We start from the raw sequence: 13,901 nt of genomic DNA, 5'->3' as shown, positions 1-13,901 counted from the left end.
TCCTGGCTTCACAGCGCCTGCGATGATCGCCTCAGTGGGGACGGCGGAGATGATTCCGGAAAACAAGCGCCGGCCGGCCTGGCTCAACTGGCTCTTCCTGCTGGCGTTCCTCTGGTCGTCGTGGCAGCTGGCCGGGCTCTGGCTGGCCCGGCTGAGCTGAGGCGGAGTCAGGCCAGAGTCCGGCCAGTCCTGTCCAGACCGGCCGCTCACGTCGATGCTCAACTGGATTCGTCGGCAGGATCAGCCCCATCGCCCAGTGCCTGCCTCAACCGGCCCAGCAACACCTCGGTGGCCTGCTCCTGGCTGAGGCCGCGGCCACAGGCGGCATCCCGCCAGCTCCGGCTGGCCTGGATCAGTTCCTCCAGCGGACCTGCTCCAGCCCGCAGCGCTTCGAAGGCACCCAGAAGCCGTGCGCGCTCCGCCGCATCGGGGTCGCCGCAGACGATGTACTGCATTCCATCGCTGCCGGTGTAAAGCAGCGTTCCATCAGGCCCCAGTAACGGCGCGGTGGCTGGAATCGCCGGAGTGGGATCGGCCCCGTCCCGTTCCTGCAGATCGTCTTCCCATGCATCGCCATTTTGGTCATCGCCATCGGGGGCTTCGCCATCGGGGAGATCGGACGACCGGGGTGGGGACATGGGGAAGGCAGCAGGGGGACAGCGGTGCGGAGGCAGGCAGTCGATGGTCTGCCCATCATCACCGCCCCGTCACGGCCAGGAATCAGCTCGCCTGACGCGGGTTCAGCGAATGCCCCGTGAAGCGCACACAGAAACCGGTGGGCTCGCCGGTGACCAGCGACACGTCGCCGCCATGGGCGCGGGCGACCCGCTGGGCGATCGCCAGGCCCAGGCCGCAGTGCCCGTGGCCGCCGCGGGCCTGATCGAGCCGTTGGAACGGTAGGAGGGCCTGGGAGCGCTGGCTTTCGGCGATGCCCTTCCCCTGATCCCAGACCTCCATCTCGAAACCCTGCCGAGGCAAAGGGCGCAGCCGGAGCCGCACCGGCGGCTCCCCGTAGCTGAGGGCGTTGTCGATCAGATTGGCGACGGCCCGGCCCAGGGCGATCGGTTGCACCCAGGCCTGCACGGGGGTCAGGTCGAGCTCGAGCGGGCGACCGTCGTAGCGCGCCGCCAGTTCCGCCAGCAGCTCTTCGAGCGGCACCTCCACGGCCAGCTCGCTGCCGCCGCCGCCAGCGAACAGCAGGAACTGGCCAGTGATCCGCTCGAGATCGTCGAGATCCGCCTCCGCTTTGGCCCGCTCGCTGCTGACCAGATCCGGTCCCTTGCCCAGCGACAGGCGCAGCCGCAGGCGGGTGAGCGGACTCTTTAGATCGTGGGCAATGCCGGCCAGCATCGTGGCCCGGTCGCGTTCGCTGTTGTCCAGCCGTTCGAGCATGGCGTTGAAGTGCCCTGCCAGCCGCCGCACCTCCGGCGCTCCCCGCTGGGAGAGACGATCCGGTTGCGTTTCCAGGCCGACGCGGCCGAGCGCCCGCTCTAGCTGCCGCAGAGGCCGCTGCACTTCGAGCAGCAGAAACAAGGCGCCCGCCATGATGCTGCCGCTCACCAGCGAGAGTGTGACCAGCTGCGGATCGGGCGGCCAACCGAGCTGGGGACGGATAGCGGCATAGAGCCACACCGGCTCCAGCGGTGAGGCCAGCTCGATCCACACCCCGCGGTTCTCGCCCTCGGTGGGTACCACCACCGGACAGCGTGGCAGGCGGCGGCAGAGTTCGAGCTGCAGTTGGGCGGCCTGGCGGTCGAGCAGGGCATCGCTGGCCTGGCCCTGCCACCAGGGCCGACGCCGCGGCCGGGGTGGTTGCCCCACCCCGAGCTGCAGGCCGCTGAGCTGGGAAACCGTGGACGGTGGAAAACGCTCCAGTGCCAGCTCCGAAAGGCGCAGATTCAGGGCCACCTGCGGACCCATCTGGTCGATCTGAGAGCGGCCGAGGGTGGAGCCGAGCAACATCTGCAGCAGCAGCAGACTGAGCCCCCAGCCGCCGAGAAAGAAGCCCCCCAGGCGCCAGAGCAGCGCCGCCGAACGCAGGGAGGCCGCCATGACTCAACGGCCCCGCGGGGCCCCATCCGGCACGAACACGTAGCCGTAGCCCCACACCGTCTGAAGGTAGCGAGGGCGGCTGGCATCAGGTTCGATCAGGCGGCGAACACGTGACACCTGCACGTCCATGCTGCGGCTGTCGGTGTCGCTGTCTGGACCGCGGGCCAGTTCGATCAGGCGTTCACGCGACAGTGGGCGGTGGGGATGCTGCACGAAAGCGGCCAGCAGGCTGAATTCCCCGCTGGTGATCGTGATGCTCTTGCCTTCCCGTTCAAGCGTTCGCGCCGAAAGATCCAGCACGTTGTCGCCGAATTCCACCAGCTCACCGCCGGCCACCGGAGTGCCGGCCGGCAGGTTGCCGCGGCGCCGCAGCACCGCCTCGATCCGGGCGGTGAGCTCCCGCGGCAGGAACGGCTTGGCGAGGTAATCATCGGCTCCCTGTTCAAGGCCGATGATCCGGTCCACGGCCTCGCCCTTGGCCGTGAGCATCACCACCGGCAGGTCGTCCTGGTTGTCGCGCAGACGGCGCAGCAGGGTGAGCCCGTCCTCGCCCGGCAGCATCAGATCGAGCACCACCAGATCGGGGCGCTGGAATTCGAGGCGCGCGATCAGCTGGCGGCCATCGTTGAGGCAGCGCACCTCGTAACCCTGATCGGTGAGATAGCTGCTGAGCAGCTGGCGAAGTTCGGGGTCGTCATCCACCACCCAGATGGTGTGGGCTCGGCTCATGGCTGGGAGAAGTCCCGTTCTGCACCGACTGTATGGAGGAATGACCAGAGCAAGCCTGAGGACACGGGCGAGGGACATGTTCAAAGATGACCCAAGCCGGGAACGGTCGGATCCGGTCATGGCTTGCTCAGAATCAGCTGGCTCGCGGTCACCCCATGACGCCACCTTCTCCATAAGGTGCTCGCATGCCACGGCCAGGCCCTCGATCCCGCCCCCAGCGCGCCGTTGTTCTGGCGCGATGCAACCCTGCGGCGCAGTGGCCCATGGTGCGCCTGCTTTCCCTGCTTGCCTTGTGGTGCCTGGTGGTCAGCCCCGCTGCGGTGCAGTGCCAGGAGACCTTGCAACTGCTGAGGTATCAACAGAAGCTGGAAGCCTGGTTTCAGCGGCTGGATCGGGATGGCGATGGCCGCCTGACCCCGGCCGAAGTGAGGGGACATCCGTTTCTGGAAATCAATTTCAATCGGCTTGATCAGGGCCGGCGGGGGTACTTACTGCCCTCGGACTTGGCCCCGAACCAGCGTCACTTCCTCGGCAACCGCCTGCAGGACACCTTTCGGCGCGCCGACACCAACCGCGACGGCCAGCTCAGTCCTGCTGAGGCGGCGGGGTTCCCATGGCTGTGGCGGCAGTTCACCGAAGCGGATCGCAACCGCGATCGCAGCGTTTCGTTGGAGGAGCTGTGGTGGTTGCGCCGTTCACTGTCCCCAGGACATTGACGCCGGCAGGATATGAAGGCGGTTTGCGGGTTAGTGCGGCGGTCGCGTGGGCGGACGGATCGTGGTGAGCTTGGCCATGGCCCGGCCCATGCCCGGCGGTAGCCGCAGGCTGTTGCCCACACCCGGAACCAGCAGGCGCACCAGCCGGAACACTCCGTTGCCCATCAACCACAGGGCACCGACGGCCAGCGCCACCACCACCAGCAGGCCCAGCAGCTGGGCCAGCCCGGCGAGCAACTGCAGCAGGCCCAGCCCGATCTGGCCGAGGCCAGCGAGCACGGCACTGATGACTTTGCTCACCAGCAGGAGCGAATCCAGCCGAGAGGGAAGTTGCAGCAGCGCCACCAGCAACCCCAGCCCGATAGTCGCGTTGAGCAAGGCGAGCAGGCACTCGCGCAAGGTTGAACGGGTGCGTCGCTTGCGAAACACCTTGCGAACCGTCTTGGGGGTGAACCCGGGATCGGGTTTGCGGTTCATCGCCACAGGCTCAGGTGTCGAAGGAGTACCCAGCGCCTCGCATCCAGCGCTCGAACTCAATCAACACCAGTTCGTTCGGACAATCCACCAGGCTGAGCCCTTCCACGGTGCAGTCGCCCTGGCCGCCGTGGTGAAGCGACAGGTGGAAGTCCTTGCCGCTGAGGCCGCACACTTCCGGATCGCTGCGCACCACCACATCCAAGGAGGCTCCGAGGCGAATCACGCGGCGCCGCAATTCCGACCAGCTCTTTGTCATCGGGCAGTGTTCAAGGCTTGGTTCTTTCCTTCAACGGATGGGATCCCGCCGGCGGAGTGTGCCAGTTCCGGTCATGGGACCTAGCCGTCTCCCCATGTGCCGTTGATCACACATTGAAAGAGTAATGGGTGTTCTGGGGGCCAGGTGTTGGGATCGCAACGCTCGGTGCTGGTTCAGGGGGCGGTTTGGGCCGGTGGGGTCGTCGGTGCACTGGTGGCGGCCGGTCGGGTCTCTCCTCCCGGGGCGACAGGCTTGGGCAGCGGCACCAGCAGGCTGAGCGAGGAGGTGATCACCAGCGCTGCCAACCCTGCCGCCGGGGAGAGCAACCGTCGCCGCAGCGGTACCCGCTCGAGGATTTCGCGGCGCTGCAGCGGCAGCTCGGTGGGAATTGTGAAGCCGAGCTGCACACGTGGATCGAGCCGCAACTGGTCGAGGCAGCGCACGAGATCTGCCAGCTCGGCGTCGTCGAAGTCGAGTTCGAGGGGAGGCGTGTCCGGCTGGCTGCTGAACAGCCGCAGGCGGTGCCGGCTCTGTTCGCCAGAGCCGAGGGGCTCGATCTGCACCGGTGAACCTTCACCACCGAAGCGGCGCGGCACCCCGCTCACCAGGTGGCGGGCATAGGGCAACACCACGCTCAGCAGGGCCTCAAGGTGGTTGCGTTTTCCCTCCAGCGACGGCCGCCCGATCAGGTCGAGTTCCCAGCCCGTCAGGATGCCGATCGCATCGCCGTCCTGGGAGGCGGACAGATCCGGAAGGCCATCAAGGCGCAGGCGGCAGCTTGTCTGCTCGTAGCGATAACTCTGTTTCATGCCGCGGCATCCATAAGGCTGGCCTTGAGACGGTCAAATCCCCCCGCGCCGGCGCCGAGGGCCAGACTCTGCACGAGCTGAAGACGGCGACGGGCACCCTCCGCGGGGTCAAGGAGCTTCTGAACCCCCCCGCGGCGGGGGTTCAGCCGTTCCCGCACCAGCTCCTCGAGGCGCTGGCGGAACAATTCCCAGCGCTGGACGCTCACCACATCCGGCTCAGACGATGACAGCAGCTGGCGGAGCATGGGATAGATGCGCTCGGCGAGGGCGCACAGCACCGAGATCAGCGCGTCGGTTTCGGTTTCGCTCAGTTCGCCCCGGCGGCAGGCCAGGCGCAGTGGGTTGTAGCAACGCCGTTTCCACAGCTCCACCCGGTTGGGGAAAAGGTCGCCGAAGCCCAGCTGGCGGGCCATGAACACCATCGCTTCCCCCCCGTTGAGATCGAGGGCTTCCACGCTCAACAGCATCAGATCCAGCCGTTCCAGTCCGCGCCGGTTGAGCCGGCTGGGGGATCGGGATTCAGTCAGGGTTGCATCGGCCATGGCTGCGATGATGCCAGCGCCTGAGCCGATCCGTCATCCGCCCCCGCCATGGCCGCCCTATCTCCTTCGCTCGAAAGGGCACAGCCGCCCGATCTGCGCCAGCTGGTGCGAGACATTCCTGACTTCCCCAAGCCCGGCATCCTGTTCCGGGATCTCACCCCGTTGATGCGTGATCCGCTCGGCTGGCAGGAGGTGATGCGCCAGCTGAGTGAGGTGTGCGAGCGGTTGCAGCCCGAACTGATCGTGGGGATCGAATCCCGCGGCTTCATCGTGGGCACTGCCCTGGCCACCGTGGTGGAGCTGGGCTTCGTGCCGGTGCGCAAACCCGGCAAATTGCCCGGGCAGGTGCGTGGCGTGGATTATGCGCTGGAGTACGGCACCGATCGCCTGGAGATCCAGCACGATGCCCTCGCCGATGGCGCTCGTGTGCTGATCGTCGATGACCTGCTCGCCACCGGTGGCACCGCCGCCGCCTGCGCTCAGTTGGTGGAGGAGGCCGGTGGGGCGCTCTGCGGCTTCGGGTTCGTGGCCGAGCTGGCCGGCCTGGAGGGCCGCCGGCGGCTGCCCGGTGGACATCCGGTGGAGTCGCTGATCATTTACAGCTGAGGGACGGCGGCAGGTCTGAACCGTCCTTAATCCTGGCTGTCCTGCCAGCCGAGCACCTGATCGAGCTGCTCCAGGCTGATCAGCCCGAACCGCCAGAGAATCACCGGCAGCGGCGCCTGCTCCAGCTGGGCCTGCTTGACACCCAGGGCCAGGGCGTTTTCGCTCAGACCCAGCTCCCGGCGCAGGTAACGCACCAGCGCGGACGACGGCACCGGTTGGGGGGAGGTGCTCTTCACCATGGCCCGGAAGGGAAGCACCGGCTGGAGTTCGCCATCACTCTGACCAGCGCGCCAGTAGCTGGCAAGGACCGAGGGTCATGGTCCGGAGACTGAGGCGCCGCAGCAGCGGCAGCCGGCCCAGCAGGCCCAGGCCGATCTGGCGCACGCTGCGCTGTGGCCACTGCCGGTTCGAGAACAGCCGCACCAGGGCGTCGGTGGCCAGCAGGGTGAGCAGCACATCGGGCCAACGGCGACGGCCGTAGGCCGCCGGCAGCCGGCTGAGGCGCAGCCTGCCCCGGGCGGTGCGGGCCGCCAGTTTGTGCAGCACGGCCACATCTCGCCAGCAGAGGTTGAGGCCCTGCCCCCCCACCGGGTGGCAGCGGTGCATGGTCTCGCCCACCAGCACGGTGTTGCCCCGGTGAAAGCCCCCGCTCAGCTCCAGGGCGGCGGGGAATGCCCGCGGCGCGTCCAGGAGAGCGTCGGCCTGCAGGCCATCGGGCAGGGCGCCGGCCAGCCGGTCGAGAAAGGCCACGGGGTCGAGGCTCTCCAGCCGCCGCATGCGCTGGGCCGGGCCGCTCCACACCAGCTGAAAGCGATCGCCGCCCAGGGGCAGCACGGCGAAGGGGCCCTCGGCGCGGAACAGCTCCCAGGCCTGATCGCTGGCGGAGCCGCGCAGGCGCACCTGCACGCTCAGACACGACTGGCTGTAAGGAAGGCGCCAGTGGGCCAGACCCAGGCCCTGACGGGTGGAGGAGGCGGCGCCCTCGGCCGCCACCAGCAGATCCACCGGTGTCTGGCTGCCGGGGCTGCCGAGCGCCAGCTGCACGCGCCCATCACCCTCCAGCCGCCTCAGCAGCAGCTCCATCAGGGGCGTGTGGCGCACCACCCAGCCCACGGCGTCGCCGCTGGAGGCTGAACATGTGGACGCCGGGGCGGTGGAGGGTGACGCTGCCCGGCGGCCGAGATCGCGGGCGGTGAAGGGCACCTGTAGGCCCAGCTCGAGGTCGTGGAGTTCCAGGGCTCGGAACGGCGCCAGCTCCGGAGCGAGCTCCTCCCACAGCTGCAGGCGCTCCAGCAGTCGGCGGCTGGAATGGGTGAGCGCGTAGGCGCGGTTGCGGGCCAGCAGCTGGCTGGCGGTGAGCGGATCCTCCAGCTCCACCTGCCAGCCGGCCTCGGCCAGGGCCAGGGCGGTCAGGGCGCCGGTGGGACCGGCGCCGCGGACCCGGGCCTGCAGCTCGCTGGTCAGATGGTCGGAATGCCGGTCCAGGGAATCGCCCATGAAAAAGCCGCAGCAGGATTCTGCTGCGGCTGGTTGAGGGGGCGTGGCCGGTGATCCCCACCGGCCCGTGCGGGCCGGCGATCAGCCGATGCCGAGCAGGCCGCGGGTGAAGGCCTCACCGCCGAGGGCGAATTCAGTGGCGAGCAGGGCGATGAAGCCGAGCATGGCCATACGGCCGTTGAGCTTCTCGGCGCGCTCATGGAAGCCCCAGCCGCTCTCGGCGCTCACCACTTCCATGCGGGGCTCGGTGGCGAAGGCATTGAGGCGGCCGCCGTCTTCGGTGGTGACGGTGGCGCCGCGAATGGTGGCGCGCTCAGTGGCGGAGACGGGGGCGGTGGTGGTGGCCTGGGCCATGGGGCTCCTCGGTGGTGATGGGATCAATGTAACAGAATATTGCGCAACGTAAACGGATGTCGCGAATGCTCAGGCGCATGCCCTCCCCAGTCCAAGCACCCCGGTGGAGGCGACCCGGTGTCTGCGCGGCCACGGCGCTGGCTGGCGGCGGGCTTCAGCGCAGGCGCCGCAGGCAGAGCTCCTCGAAGGCTGGGCGCAGCAGATAGGGGTACTCGCCGACCCAGAGCTTCAGCTGCGGCAACCAGGCGTCGGTGAGGGCGCCGATGCGCACGAAATCGGGCCGCTCGCTCAGGGCCAGGCAACGGATCACCATGCCCCGGCGGATCACCTTGTGCTTCTTTTCCATCGGGAAGCGGATCTGGCCCAGGTAACCGTCGTCGTCTTCCAGCTCCAGGCACAGCCAGGTACGACGGTTCTCCACCAGCTCCAGCCGTCCGCGGGCATCGGCCTGCTCCTTCCGTTCCTCCACCAGCTCGCGGGTGAACAGATCGGCCACCACCCCTTCGAAGATCGCCCCTGCCGGGTAGCGGCGCAGCACGCTGTTCTTGCGCCCCGCCTCCAGGATCGGGCCCCAGAGCACATAGAGCAGGAACACGAAGCCCGCCACCAGCCACACCGGCCCGAAGCGGTAGGAGAACTGGCTCTGGGCGATCAGCAGCGAGATCACCCCACCGATCACGGCGATCAGCACCCGCTGCAGGATCTTGCGGGGGTTGCCGCTGCAGGCGTTGAACTGCGGACCGCTGGCCACCGCCGGGATCAGTTTCTGGAGCTCAGCGGGCTTGACGGGAACCAGCATGGCCTCAGAGCAGACGTTCGAGGCCGTAGACGAGCCCCTGCAGCTGCCGCACCCGGCGCACGGTGAGCAGCACGCCGGGCATGTAGGCGGAGCGGTCGATCGTGTCGTGGCGAAGGGTATAGGTTTCGCCCGCCGCGCCGAACATCACCTCCTGGTGGGCCACCAGACCGGGCAGGCGCACCGAATGGAGCCGCAGGCCGCTCTCGCGCCGGCCGCCGCGGCAGCCCGCCAGGGTTTCGGTCTCCTCCACCTGGGCGGCATTGAAGGATTTCCCCAGCTCCTCGATCAGCTCGGCGGTCTTGATGCAGGTGCCGCTGGGGGCATCGGCCTTGCGGTTGTGGTGCAGTTCGGTGAGTTCGGCGAAGTCGTAGAAGCGGGCGGCGGCCGCGGCGGCCTGCTGCAGCAGCACCATGCCCACCGAGAAGTTGGGGATCACGGCTCCGCCGACGCCCGCCTTGGCGGCAAAACTGGCCAGATCCTCCAGCTGCGTGGGGGAGAGGCCCGTGGTGCCGATCACCGGGTGCACCCCGTAGGCGATGGCGGCGCGGGTGTGCTCGTACACCACCTTCGGATGGGTGAAGTCCACCAGCACGGCGCCGGCGCTCTGGTGGCGGGCCGCCTGGCTGGCCTGGCAGAGGCAACCTTCCAGATCGGCCGTGACCGCCAGCTCCAGCGGCCCCAGGCCCAGCCGCTCGCCCACGTCGTCGCCCTCGGCCCCGGGGGTGGTGTCGATGGCTCCCACCAAGGCGCAATCGGGGGCGGCCAGCACGGCCCTGATCACCTCCGCGCCCATGCGGCCGAGGGCGCCGGCCACCACCACGGGGATCGGCTCCGCCGAAGTGGCGGGCGGCATCGCAGGCGCCGGTGGTGGGGTGGCGGTCATGGGCGCAGACAGGCTCTTCGCTGGGGCGAGCCTATGGCCGTCGCGGGGCAGGCCGGCTGGGTACGGGCCTGTTACGCCTTGGCCGGAAACCCCACCTGCCGCCGCCGCTTTCCGTAGGCTCCTTCACATTGCTCAATCTGCACGCCCATGTTCACGCAGGTCCGCTCCGCCAGCCGTCGGGTCAGCCCGGCCGGATGCGCCGCCCCTGCGGGCTCGGACGGCCGCCCGGTGATGAAGGCGGTGTATGTGGTGCTCGAACCCCAGTACCAGAACGCCCTCACCACGGCCGCCACCAGCCTCAACGAACACAACCCGGCCCTGGCGGTGGAGCTGTGCGGCTACCTGATCGAGGAGCTGCGTGATCCGGAGAACTACGCCGCCTTCTGCGCCGATGTGGCGGCAGCCGACGTGTTCATCGCCTCGCTGATCTTCATCGAGGACCTGGCCCAGAAGGTGGTGGAGGCCGTGGCCCCCCACCGCGACCGGCTCAAAGCCGTGGTGGTGTTCCCCTCGATGCCCGAGGTGATGCGCCTCAACAAGCTGGGCACCTTCTCGATGGCGCAGCTGGGCCAGAGCAAGAGCGCCATCGCCAGCTTCATGAAGAAGCGGAAGGAGGCCAATGGGGCCGGCTTCCAGGACGCGATGTTGAAGCTGCTCAACACCCTGCCGACGGTGCTCAAGTACCTGCCGGTGGAGAAGGCGCAGGATGCCCGCTCCTTCATGCTGAGTTTTCAGTACTGGCTGGGCGGCACGCCGGACAACCTGCGCAACTTCCTGTTGATGCTGGCCGACAAGTACGCCTTTCCCCGCGGTGAGAGCGACCGGCCGCTGCTCGAGGTGGCCGAACCGGTGGTGTTCCCCGACCTCGGCATCTGGCACCCGATGGCGCCGGGGATGTTCGAAGACCTCAAGGAATACCTCAACTGGCAGGCCAGCCGGCAGGATCTGAGCAACAAGGCCCGCAGTGGCCCGGTGATCGGCCTGGTGCTGCAGCGCAGCCATATCGTCACCGGCGACGACGCCCACTACGTGGCGGTGATTCAGGAGCTCGAATACCGCGGCGCCACCGTGATCCCGGTGTTCTGCGGTGGTCTCGACTTCTCCAAACCGGTGAAGGCCTTCTTCTACGACCCGCTCAATCCCGAGCAGCCGATCGTGGATGGGGTGGTGAGCCTCACCGGCTTCGCCCTGATCGGCGGCCCCGCCCGCCAGGATCATCCCCGCGCCATTGAGGCGCTCTCCAAGCTCAACCGGCCCTACATGGTGGCCCTGCCCCTGGTGTTCCAGACCACCCAGGAGTGGGAAGAAAGTGACCTGGGCCTGCACCCGGTCCAGGTGGCCCTGCAGATCGCCATCCCTGAACTGGATGGCGCGATCGAGCCGATCGTGCTCAGCGGCCGCGACGACGCCACTGGCAAGGCCCACACCCTGCAGGACCGGGTGGAGGCGATCGCCGAACGGGTGATCCGCTGGGCTTCGCTGCGCACCAAGCCGCGCATCGACAAGAAGCTGGCGATCACGGTGTTCAGCTTCCCGCCCGACAAGGGAAATGTGGGCACCGCCGCCTACCTCGACGTGTTCGGCTCGATTCACCGCGTGCTGGAGGAGATGAAGCGCAAGGGCTACGACGTGCAGAACCTGCCGCGGGATGCCAAGGCGCTGATGGAAGCGGTGATCAATGACCCCGAAGCGCTGCAGGGTGCTCCGGAGCTGGCGATCGCCCACCGCATGAGCGTGGAGGAGTACGAGCGCCTCACTCCCTATTCCGAGCGGCTCGAGGAGAACTGGGGCAAGCCGCCCGGCAACCTCAACTCCGATGGCACCAACCTGCTGATCTACGGCCGCCACTTCGGCAACGTGTTCGTGGGGGTGCAGCCCACCTTCGGCTACGAGGGCGATCCGATGCGGCTGCTCTATTCCCGCAGCGCCAGCCCCCATCACGGTTTTGCCGCCTACTACACCTACCTGGAGAAGGTGTGGGGCGCCGATGCGGTGCTGCACTTCGGCACCCACGGCTCGCTGGAGTTCATGCCCGGCAAGCAGATGGGCATGAGCGAAACCTGCTACCCCGATTCGTTGATCGGTGCCCTGCCCAACCTCTACTACTACGCGGCCAACAACCCTTCGGAGGCCACGATCGCCAAGCGGCGCGGCTACGCCGCCACGATCAGCTACCTCACCCCTCCAGCTGAAAACGCCGGCCTCTACAAGGGGCTCAAGGAGCTGGGCGAGCTGGTGGGTTCCTACCAGCAGCTGCGTGAGAGCTCCAGGGGTGTGCAGATCGTCAACGCGATCGTGGAAACGGCGCGTCAGTGCAACCTCGACAAGGACGTGACCCTGCCGGAGGGGGAAGCCAGCGCGCTCGATCTCGATGGCCGTGACGCCGTGGTGGGGGCGGTGTACCGCCAGTTGATGGAGATCGAGAGCCGGCTGCTGCCCTGTGGCCTGCACACGATCGGCAAGCCCCCCACCGCCGAGGAGGCGATCGCCACCCTGGTGAACATCGCCGCCCTTGAGCGGGAAGAGGAGGGCTACCGCAGCCTGCCGGCCCTGCTGGCCGAAAGCCTCGGCCGCACGATCAGCGATGTCTACAAAGGCAATGACGCCGGTGTGCTGGCGGATGTGGAGCTCAACCAGACGATCACCGAGGCGTGCCGCAAGGCGGTGGCCTCGATGGTGCGTTCCGTCACCGGCAGCGATGGCCGCGTCAACCTGCGCGGCAACTTCGGCTGGTTCTTCGATCTGCTGGAGCGTTTCGGAGTGCGGCTGCCCAGCCCCTGGCTGAGCGCCTGCCGGGCGGCGGGTTTTCCCGGGGTGGATGCCGCCGAGCTCGACAACCTGTTCGGCTATCTGCGCTTCTGCCTCGAGCAGATCTGCGCCGACATGGAAATGGAGAGCCTGCTGCGGGCTCTTGATGGCGAATATGTGATCCCAGGCCCCGGCGGTGATCCGATCCGCAATCCCGGCGTGCTGCCCAGTGGCAAGAACATCCACGCCCTTGATCCCCAGGCGATTCCCACCCGCGCCGCGATCGCGGCAGCCAAGGTGGTGGTCGACCGGCTGATCGAACGCCAGCGAGCCGAACAGGGAACCTGGCCGGAGACGATCGCCTGCGTGCTCTGGGGCACCGACAACATCAAGACCTACGGCGAATCGCTGGCGCAGATCCTCTGGTTCATCGGTGTGCGCCCCGTGCCCGATTCCCTCGGCCGCGTGAACAAGCTGGAGCTGATCTCGCTGGAGGAGCTGGGGCGCCCCCGCATCGATGTGGTGGTGAACTGCTCCGGGGTGTTTCGCGATCTCTTCATCAATCAGATGGGGCTGATCGATCAGGGCGTGAAGATGGCCGCCGAGGCCGATGAGCCCCTAGAGATGAACTTTGTGCGCAAGCACAGCCAGGAGCAGGCTGCGGCCCAGGGCATCAGCCTGCGCGAGGCGGCCACCCGGGTGTTTTCCAATGCCAGCGGCAGCTACAGCTCCAACGTGAACCTGGCGGTGGAGAACAGCACCTGGGAGGAGGAGGGCGAGCTGCAGGAGATGTACCTCTCGCGCAAAACCTTCGCTTTCAATGCCGACAACCCCGGGGAGATGAACCAGAACCGGGAGGTGTTCGAGTCGGCGATGAAAACCGCCGACGTAACCTTCCAGAACCTGGATTCGGCGGAGATCTCGCTCACCGACGTGAGCCACTACTTCGACTCCGACCCCACCAAGCTGATCGCTGGCCTGCGCGACGACGGCAAGGCCCCCACCAGCTACATCGCCGATACCACCACCGCCAACGCCCAGGTGCGCTCCCTGAGCGAAACCATCCGCCTCGATTCACGCACCAAGCTGCTCAACCCCAAGTGGTATGAGGGCATGCTCAACTCCGGCTACGAGGGTGTGCGTGAGGTGGCGAAGCGGCTCAACTTCACCCTGGGCTGGAGTGCCACCAGCGGCGCTGTCGACAACTTCGTCTACGAGGAGGCCAATGACACCTTCATCAACGATGAGGAGATGCGCAAGCGGCTGATGGAGCTCAACCCCCACAGCTTCCGCCGCATCGTGGGCACGCTGCTGGAAGTCAACGGCCGCGGCTACTGGGAGACCAGCGATGAAAACATCGCCCAACTGCAGGAGATCTACCAGGAAATCGAAGATCGCATTGAAGGGGTCACCACCGCTTAAGGTCAACCCAT

General features: G+C 67.5%; 16 protein-coding genes. 4 read left to right on the top strand and 12 right to left on the bottom strand.

All coding sequences use genetic code 11. The features are described 5' to 3' along the window. Nucleotides 1-22 precede the first annotated feature (22 nt). The gene (locus ACWJI3_RS07850; protein ID WP_158217395.1) at nucleotides 23-160 is read left to right on the top strand and encodes a hypothetical protein; all 138 of its coding nucleotides are present in this window, start codon (nucleotides 23-25) and stop codon (nucleotides 158-160) included. A gap of 58 nt (nucleotides 161-218) precedes the next feature. Here ACWJI3_RS07850 and ACWJI3_RS07845 read toward each other — a convergent pair whose 3' ends face one another. The 3 genes from ACWJI3_RS07845 to ACWJI3_RS07835 form a co-directional block, all read right to left on the bottom strand. Beyond that, nucleotides 219-638, bottom strand: coding sequence for a hypothetical protein (locus ACWJI3_RS07845; protein WP_480203401.1), 420 nt, complete (start codon nucleotides 636-638; stop codon nucleotides 219-221). An 82-nt stretch (nucleotides 639-720) separates the two neighbouring features. Continuing rightward, the gene (locus ACWJI3_RS07840) at nucleotides 721-2,052 is read right to left on the bottom strand and encodes an ATP-binding protein (RefSeq protein WP_094510358.1); all 1,332 of its coding nucleotides are present in this window, start codon (nucleotides 2,050-2,052) and stop codon (nucleotides 721-723) included. Nucleotides 2,053-2,055: 3 nt separating this feature from the next. Then, nucleotides 2,056-2,781 (bottom strand): response regulator, encoded by a 726-nt coding sequence (locus ACWJI3_RS07835; RefSeq protein ID WP_094510359.1) that lies wholly within the window; start codon nucleotides 2,779-2,781, stop codon nucleotides 2,056-2,058. Between the two features lie 263 nt (nucleotides 2,782-3,044). Here ACWJI3_RS07835 and ACWJI3_RS07830 point away from each other — a divergent pair, with 263 nt between their 5' ends. Then, entirely contained in the window at nucleotides 3,045-3,497 is a 453-nt protein-coding gene (locus tag ACWJI3_RS07830) for an EF-hand domain-containing protein (protein WP_158217396.1), read from the top strand. Between the two features lie 30 nt (nucleotides 3,498-3,527). Here ACWJI3_RS07830 and ACWJI3_RS07825 read toward each other — a convergent pair whose 3' ends face one another. From ACWJI3_RS07825 to ACWJI3_RS07810, 4 genes are all read right to left on the bottom strand, one after another. Continuing rightward, on the bottom strand, nucleotides 3,528-3,974 hold the full coding sequence (locus tag ACWJI3_RS07825) for a hypothetical protein (RefSeq protein WP_198948199.1): 447 nt from the start codon (nucleotides 3,972-3,974) through the stop codon (nucleotides 3,528-3,530). Between the two features lie 10 nt (nucleotides 3,975-3,984). Beyond that, complete coding sequence (locus ACWJI3_RS07820) at nucleotides 3,985-4,230, bottom strand: hypothetical protein (RefSeq protein WP_094510361.1); 246 nt, start codon at nucleotides 4,228-4,230, stop codon at nucleotides 3,985-3,987. A 173-nt stretch (nucleotides 4,231-4,403) separates the two neighbouring features. Further along, nucleotides 4,404-5,039 carry a DUF4335 domain-containing protein gene (locus tag ACWJI3_RS07815; protein ID WP_094510362.1) on the bottom strand — a complete coding sequence of 212 codons (636 nt, stop codon included), beginning with the start codon at nucleotides 5,037-5,039 and terminating at the stop codon, nucleotides 4,404-4,406. Beyond that, nucleotides 5,036-5,581: a DUF3038 domain-containing protein gene (locus ACWJI3_RS07810; protein WP_094510363.1), complete on the bottom strand. Its 546-nt coding sequence runs from the start codon at nucleotides 5,579-5,581 to the stop codon at nucleotides 5,036-5,038. Before ACWJI3_RS07810 ends, ACWJI3_RS07815 begins: the two co-directional genes overlap by 4 nt. Before the next feature lie 48 nt (nucleotides 5,582-5,629). On the opposite strand from ACWJI3_RS07810, the gene ACWJI3_RS07805 reads away from it, so the two are divergent. Beyond that, nucleotides 5,630-6,187, top strand: a complete 558-nt coding sequence (locus ACWJI3_RS07805) for an adenine phosphoribosyltransferase (RefSeq protein ID WP_255099730.1) — start codon at nucleotides 5,630-5,632, stop codon at nucleotides 6,185-6,187. Between the two features lie 26 nt (nucleotides 6,188-6,213). On the opposite strand, the gene ACWJI3_RS07800 is transcribed toward ACWJI3_RS07805, so the two are convergent. The 5 genes from ACWJI3_RS07800 to dapB form a co-directional block, all read right to left on the bottom strand. After that, the gene (locus ACWJI3_RS07800) at nucleotides 6,214-6,426 is read right to left on the bottom strand and encodes a DUF2949 domain-containing protein (RefSeq protein ID WP_094510365.1); all 213 of its coding nucleotides are present in this window, start codon (nucleotides 6,424-6,426) and stop codon (nucleotides 6,214-6,216) included. 34 nt (nucleotides 6,427-6,460) lie between these two features. Then, nucleotides 6,461-7,684: an FAD-dependent monooxygenase gene (locus ACWJI3_RS07795; RefSeq protein ID WP_480203400.1), complete on the bottom strand. Its 1,224-nt coding sequence runs from the start codon at nucleotides 7,682-7,684 to the stop codon at nucleotides 6,461-6,463. Nucleotides 7,685-7,765: 81 nt separating this feature from the next. Further along, nucleotides 7,766-8,038, bottom strand: coding sequence for a high light inducible protein (locus ACWJI3_RS07790; RefSeq protein WP_094510367.1), 273 nt, complete (start codon nucleotides 8,036-8,038; stop codon nucleotides 7,766-7,768). Nucleotides 8,039-8,192: 154 nt separating this feature from the next. Next, a complete protein-coding gene (locus ACWJI3_RS07785; RefSeq protein WP_094510368.1) occupies nucleotides 8,193-8,837 on the bottom strand; it encodes a hypothetical protein in 645 nt (214 codons plus the stop codon). A gap of 4 nt (nucleotides 8,838-8,841) precedes the next feature. Continuing rightward, entirely contained in the window at nucleotides 8,842-9,720 is an 879-nt protein-coding gene (gene dapB, locus ACWJI3_RS07780; protein WP_369802969.1) for a 4-hydroxy-tetrahydrodipicolinate reductase, read from the bottom strand. Nucleotides 9,721-9,867: 147 nt separating this feature from the next. Between dapB and ACWJI3_RS07775 the strand changes: the two genes are divergently transcribed. Then, on the top strand, nucleotides 9,868-13,890 hold the full coding sequence (locus ACWJI3_RS07775) for a magnesium chelatase subunit H (protein WP_480203399.1): 4,023 nt from the start codon (nucleotides 9,868-9,870) through the stop codon (nucleotides 13,888-13,890). Nucleotides 13,891-13,901 lie beyond the last annotated feature (11 nt).

The sequence above is a fragment of the Marcopretia estuarina LEGE 06307 genome (assembly GCF_056633115.1).
Note: the sequence above shows the minus strand (reverse complement) of the source record. Positions and strands in the feature narration are given on the sequence as shown.

What these genes read in the sequence shown, in the direction of transcription:
- ACWJI3_RS07840 (WP_094510358.1), bottom strand. Translation starts at nt 2,052, where the DNA reads ATGGCGGCCTCCCTGCGTTCGGCGGCGCTGCTCTGGCGCCTGGGGGGC.
- ACWJI3_RS07820 (WP_094510361.1), bottom strand. Translation starts at nt 4,230, where the DNA reads ATGACAAAGAGCTGGTCGGAATTGCGGCGCCGCGTGATTCGCCTCGGA.
- ACWJI3_RS07825 (WP_198948199.1), bottom strand. Translation starts at nt 3,974, where the DNA reads ATGAACCGCAAACCCGATCCCGGGTTCACCCCCAAGACGGTTCGCAAG.
- ACWJI3_RS07835 (WP_094510359.1), bottom strand. Translation starts at nt 2,781, where the DNA reads ATGAGCCGAGCCCACACCATCTGGGTGGTGGATGACGACCCCGAACTT.
- ACWJI3_RS07830 (WP_158217396.1), top strand. Translation starts at nt 3,045, where the DNA reads ATGGTGCGCCTGCTTTCCCTGCTTGCCTTGTGGTGCCTGGTGGTCAGC.
- ACWJI3_RS07850 (WP_158217395.1), top strand. Translation starts at nt 23, where the DNA reads ATGATCGCCTCAGTGGGGACGGCGGAGATGATTCCGGAAAACAAGCGC.
- ACWJI3_RS07790 (WP_094510367.1), bottom strand. Translation starts at nt 8,038, where the DNA reads ATGGCCCAGGCCACCACCACCGCCCCCGTCTCCGCCACTGAGCGCGCC.
- ACWJI3_RS07795 (WP_480203400.1), bottom strand. Translation starts at nt 7,684, where the DNA reads ATGGGCGATTCCCTGGACCGGCATTCCGACCATCTGACCAGCGAGCTG.
- ACWJI3_RS07800 (WP_094510365.1), bottom strand. Translation starts at nt 6,426, where the DNA reads ATGGTGAAGAGCACCTCCCCCCAACCGGTGCCGTCGTCCGCGCTGGTG.
- ACWJI3_RS07810 (WP_094510363.1), bottom strand. Translation starts at nt 5,581, where the DNA reads ATGGCCGATGCAACCCTGACTGAATCCCGATCCCCCAGCCGGCTCAAC.
- dapB (WP_369802969.1), bottom strand. Translation starts at nt 9,720, where the DNA reads ATGACCGCCACCCCACCACCGGCGCCTGCGATGCCGCCCGCCACTTCG.
- ACWJI3_RS07845 (WP_480203401.1), bottom strand. Translation starts at nt 638, where the DNA reads ATGTCCCCACCCCGGTCGTCCGATCTCCCCGATGGCGAAGCCCCCGAT.
- ACWJI3_RS07785 (WP_094510368.1), bottom strand. Translation starts at nt 8,837, where the DNA reads ATGCTGGTTCCCGTCAAGCCCGCTGAGCTCCAGAAACTGATCCCGGCG.
- ACWJI3_RS07815 (WP_094510362.1), bottom strand. Translation starts at nt 5,039, where the DNA reads ATGAAACAGAGTTATCGCTACGAGCAGACAAGCTGCCGCCTGCGCCTT.
- ACWJI3_RS07775 (WP_480203399.1), top strand. Translation starts at nt 9,868, where the DNA reads ATGTTCACGCAGGTCCGCTCCGCCAGCCGTCGGGTCAGCCCGGCCGGA.
- ACWJI3_RS07805 (WP_255099730.1), top strand. Translation starts at nt 5,630, where the DNA reads ATGGCCGCCCTATCTCCTTCGCTCGAAAGGGCACAGCCGCCCGATCTG.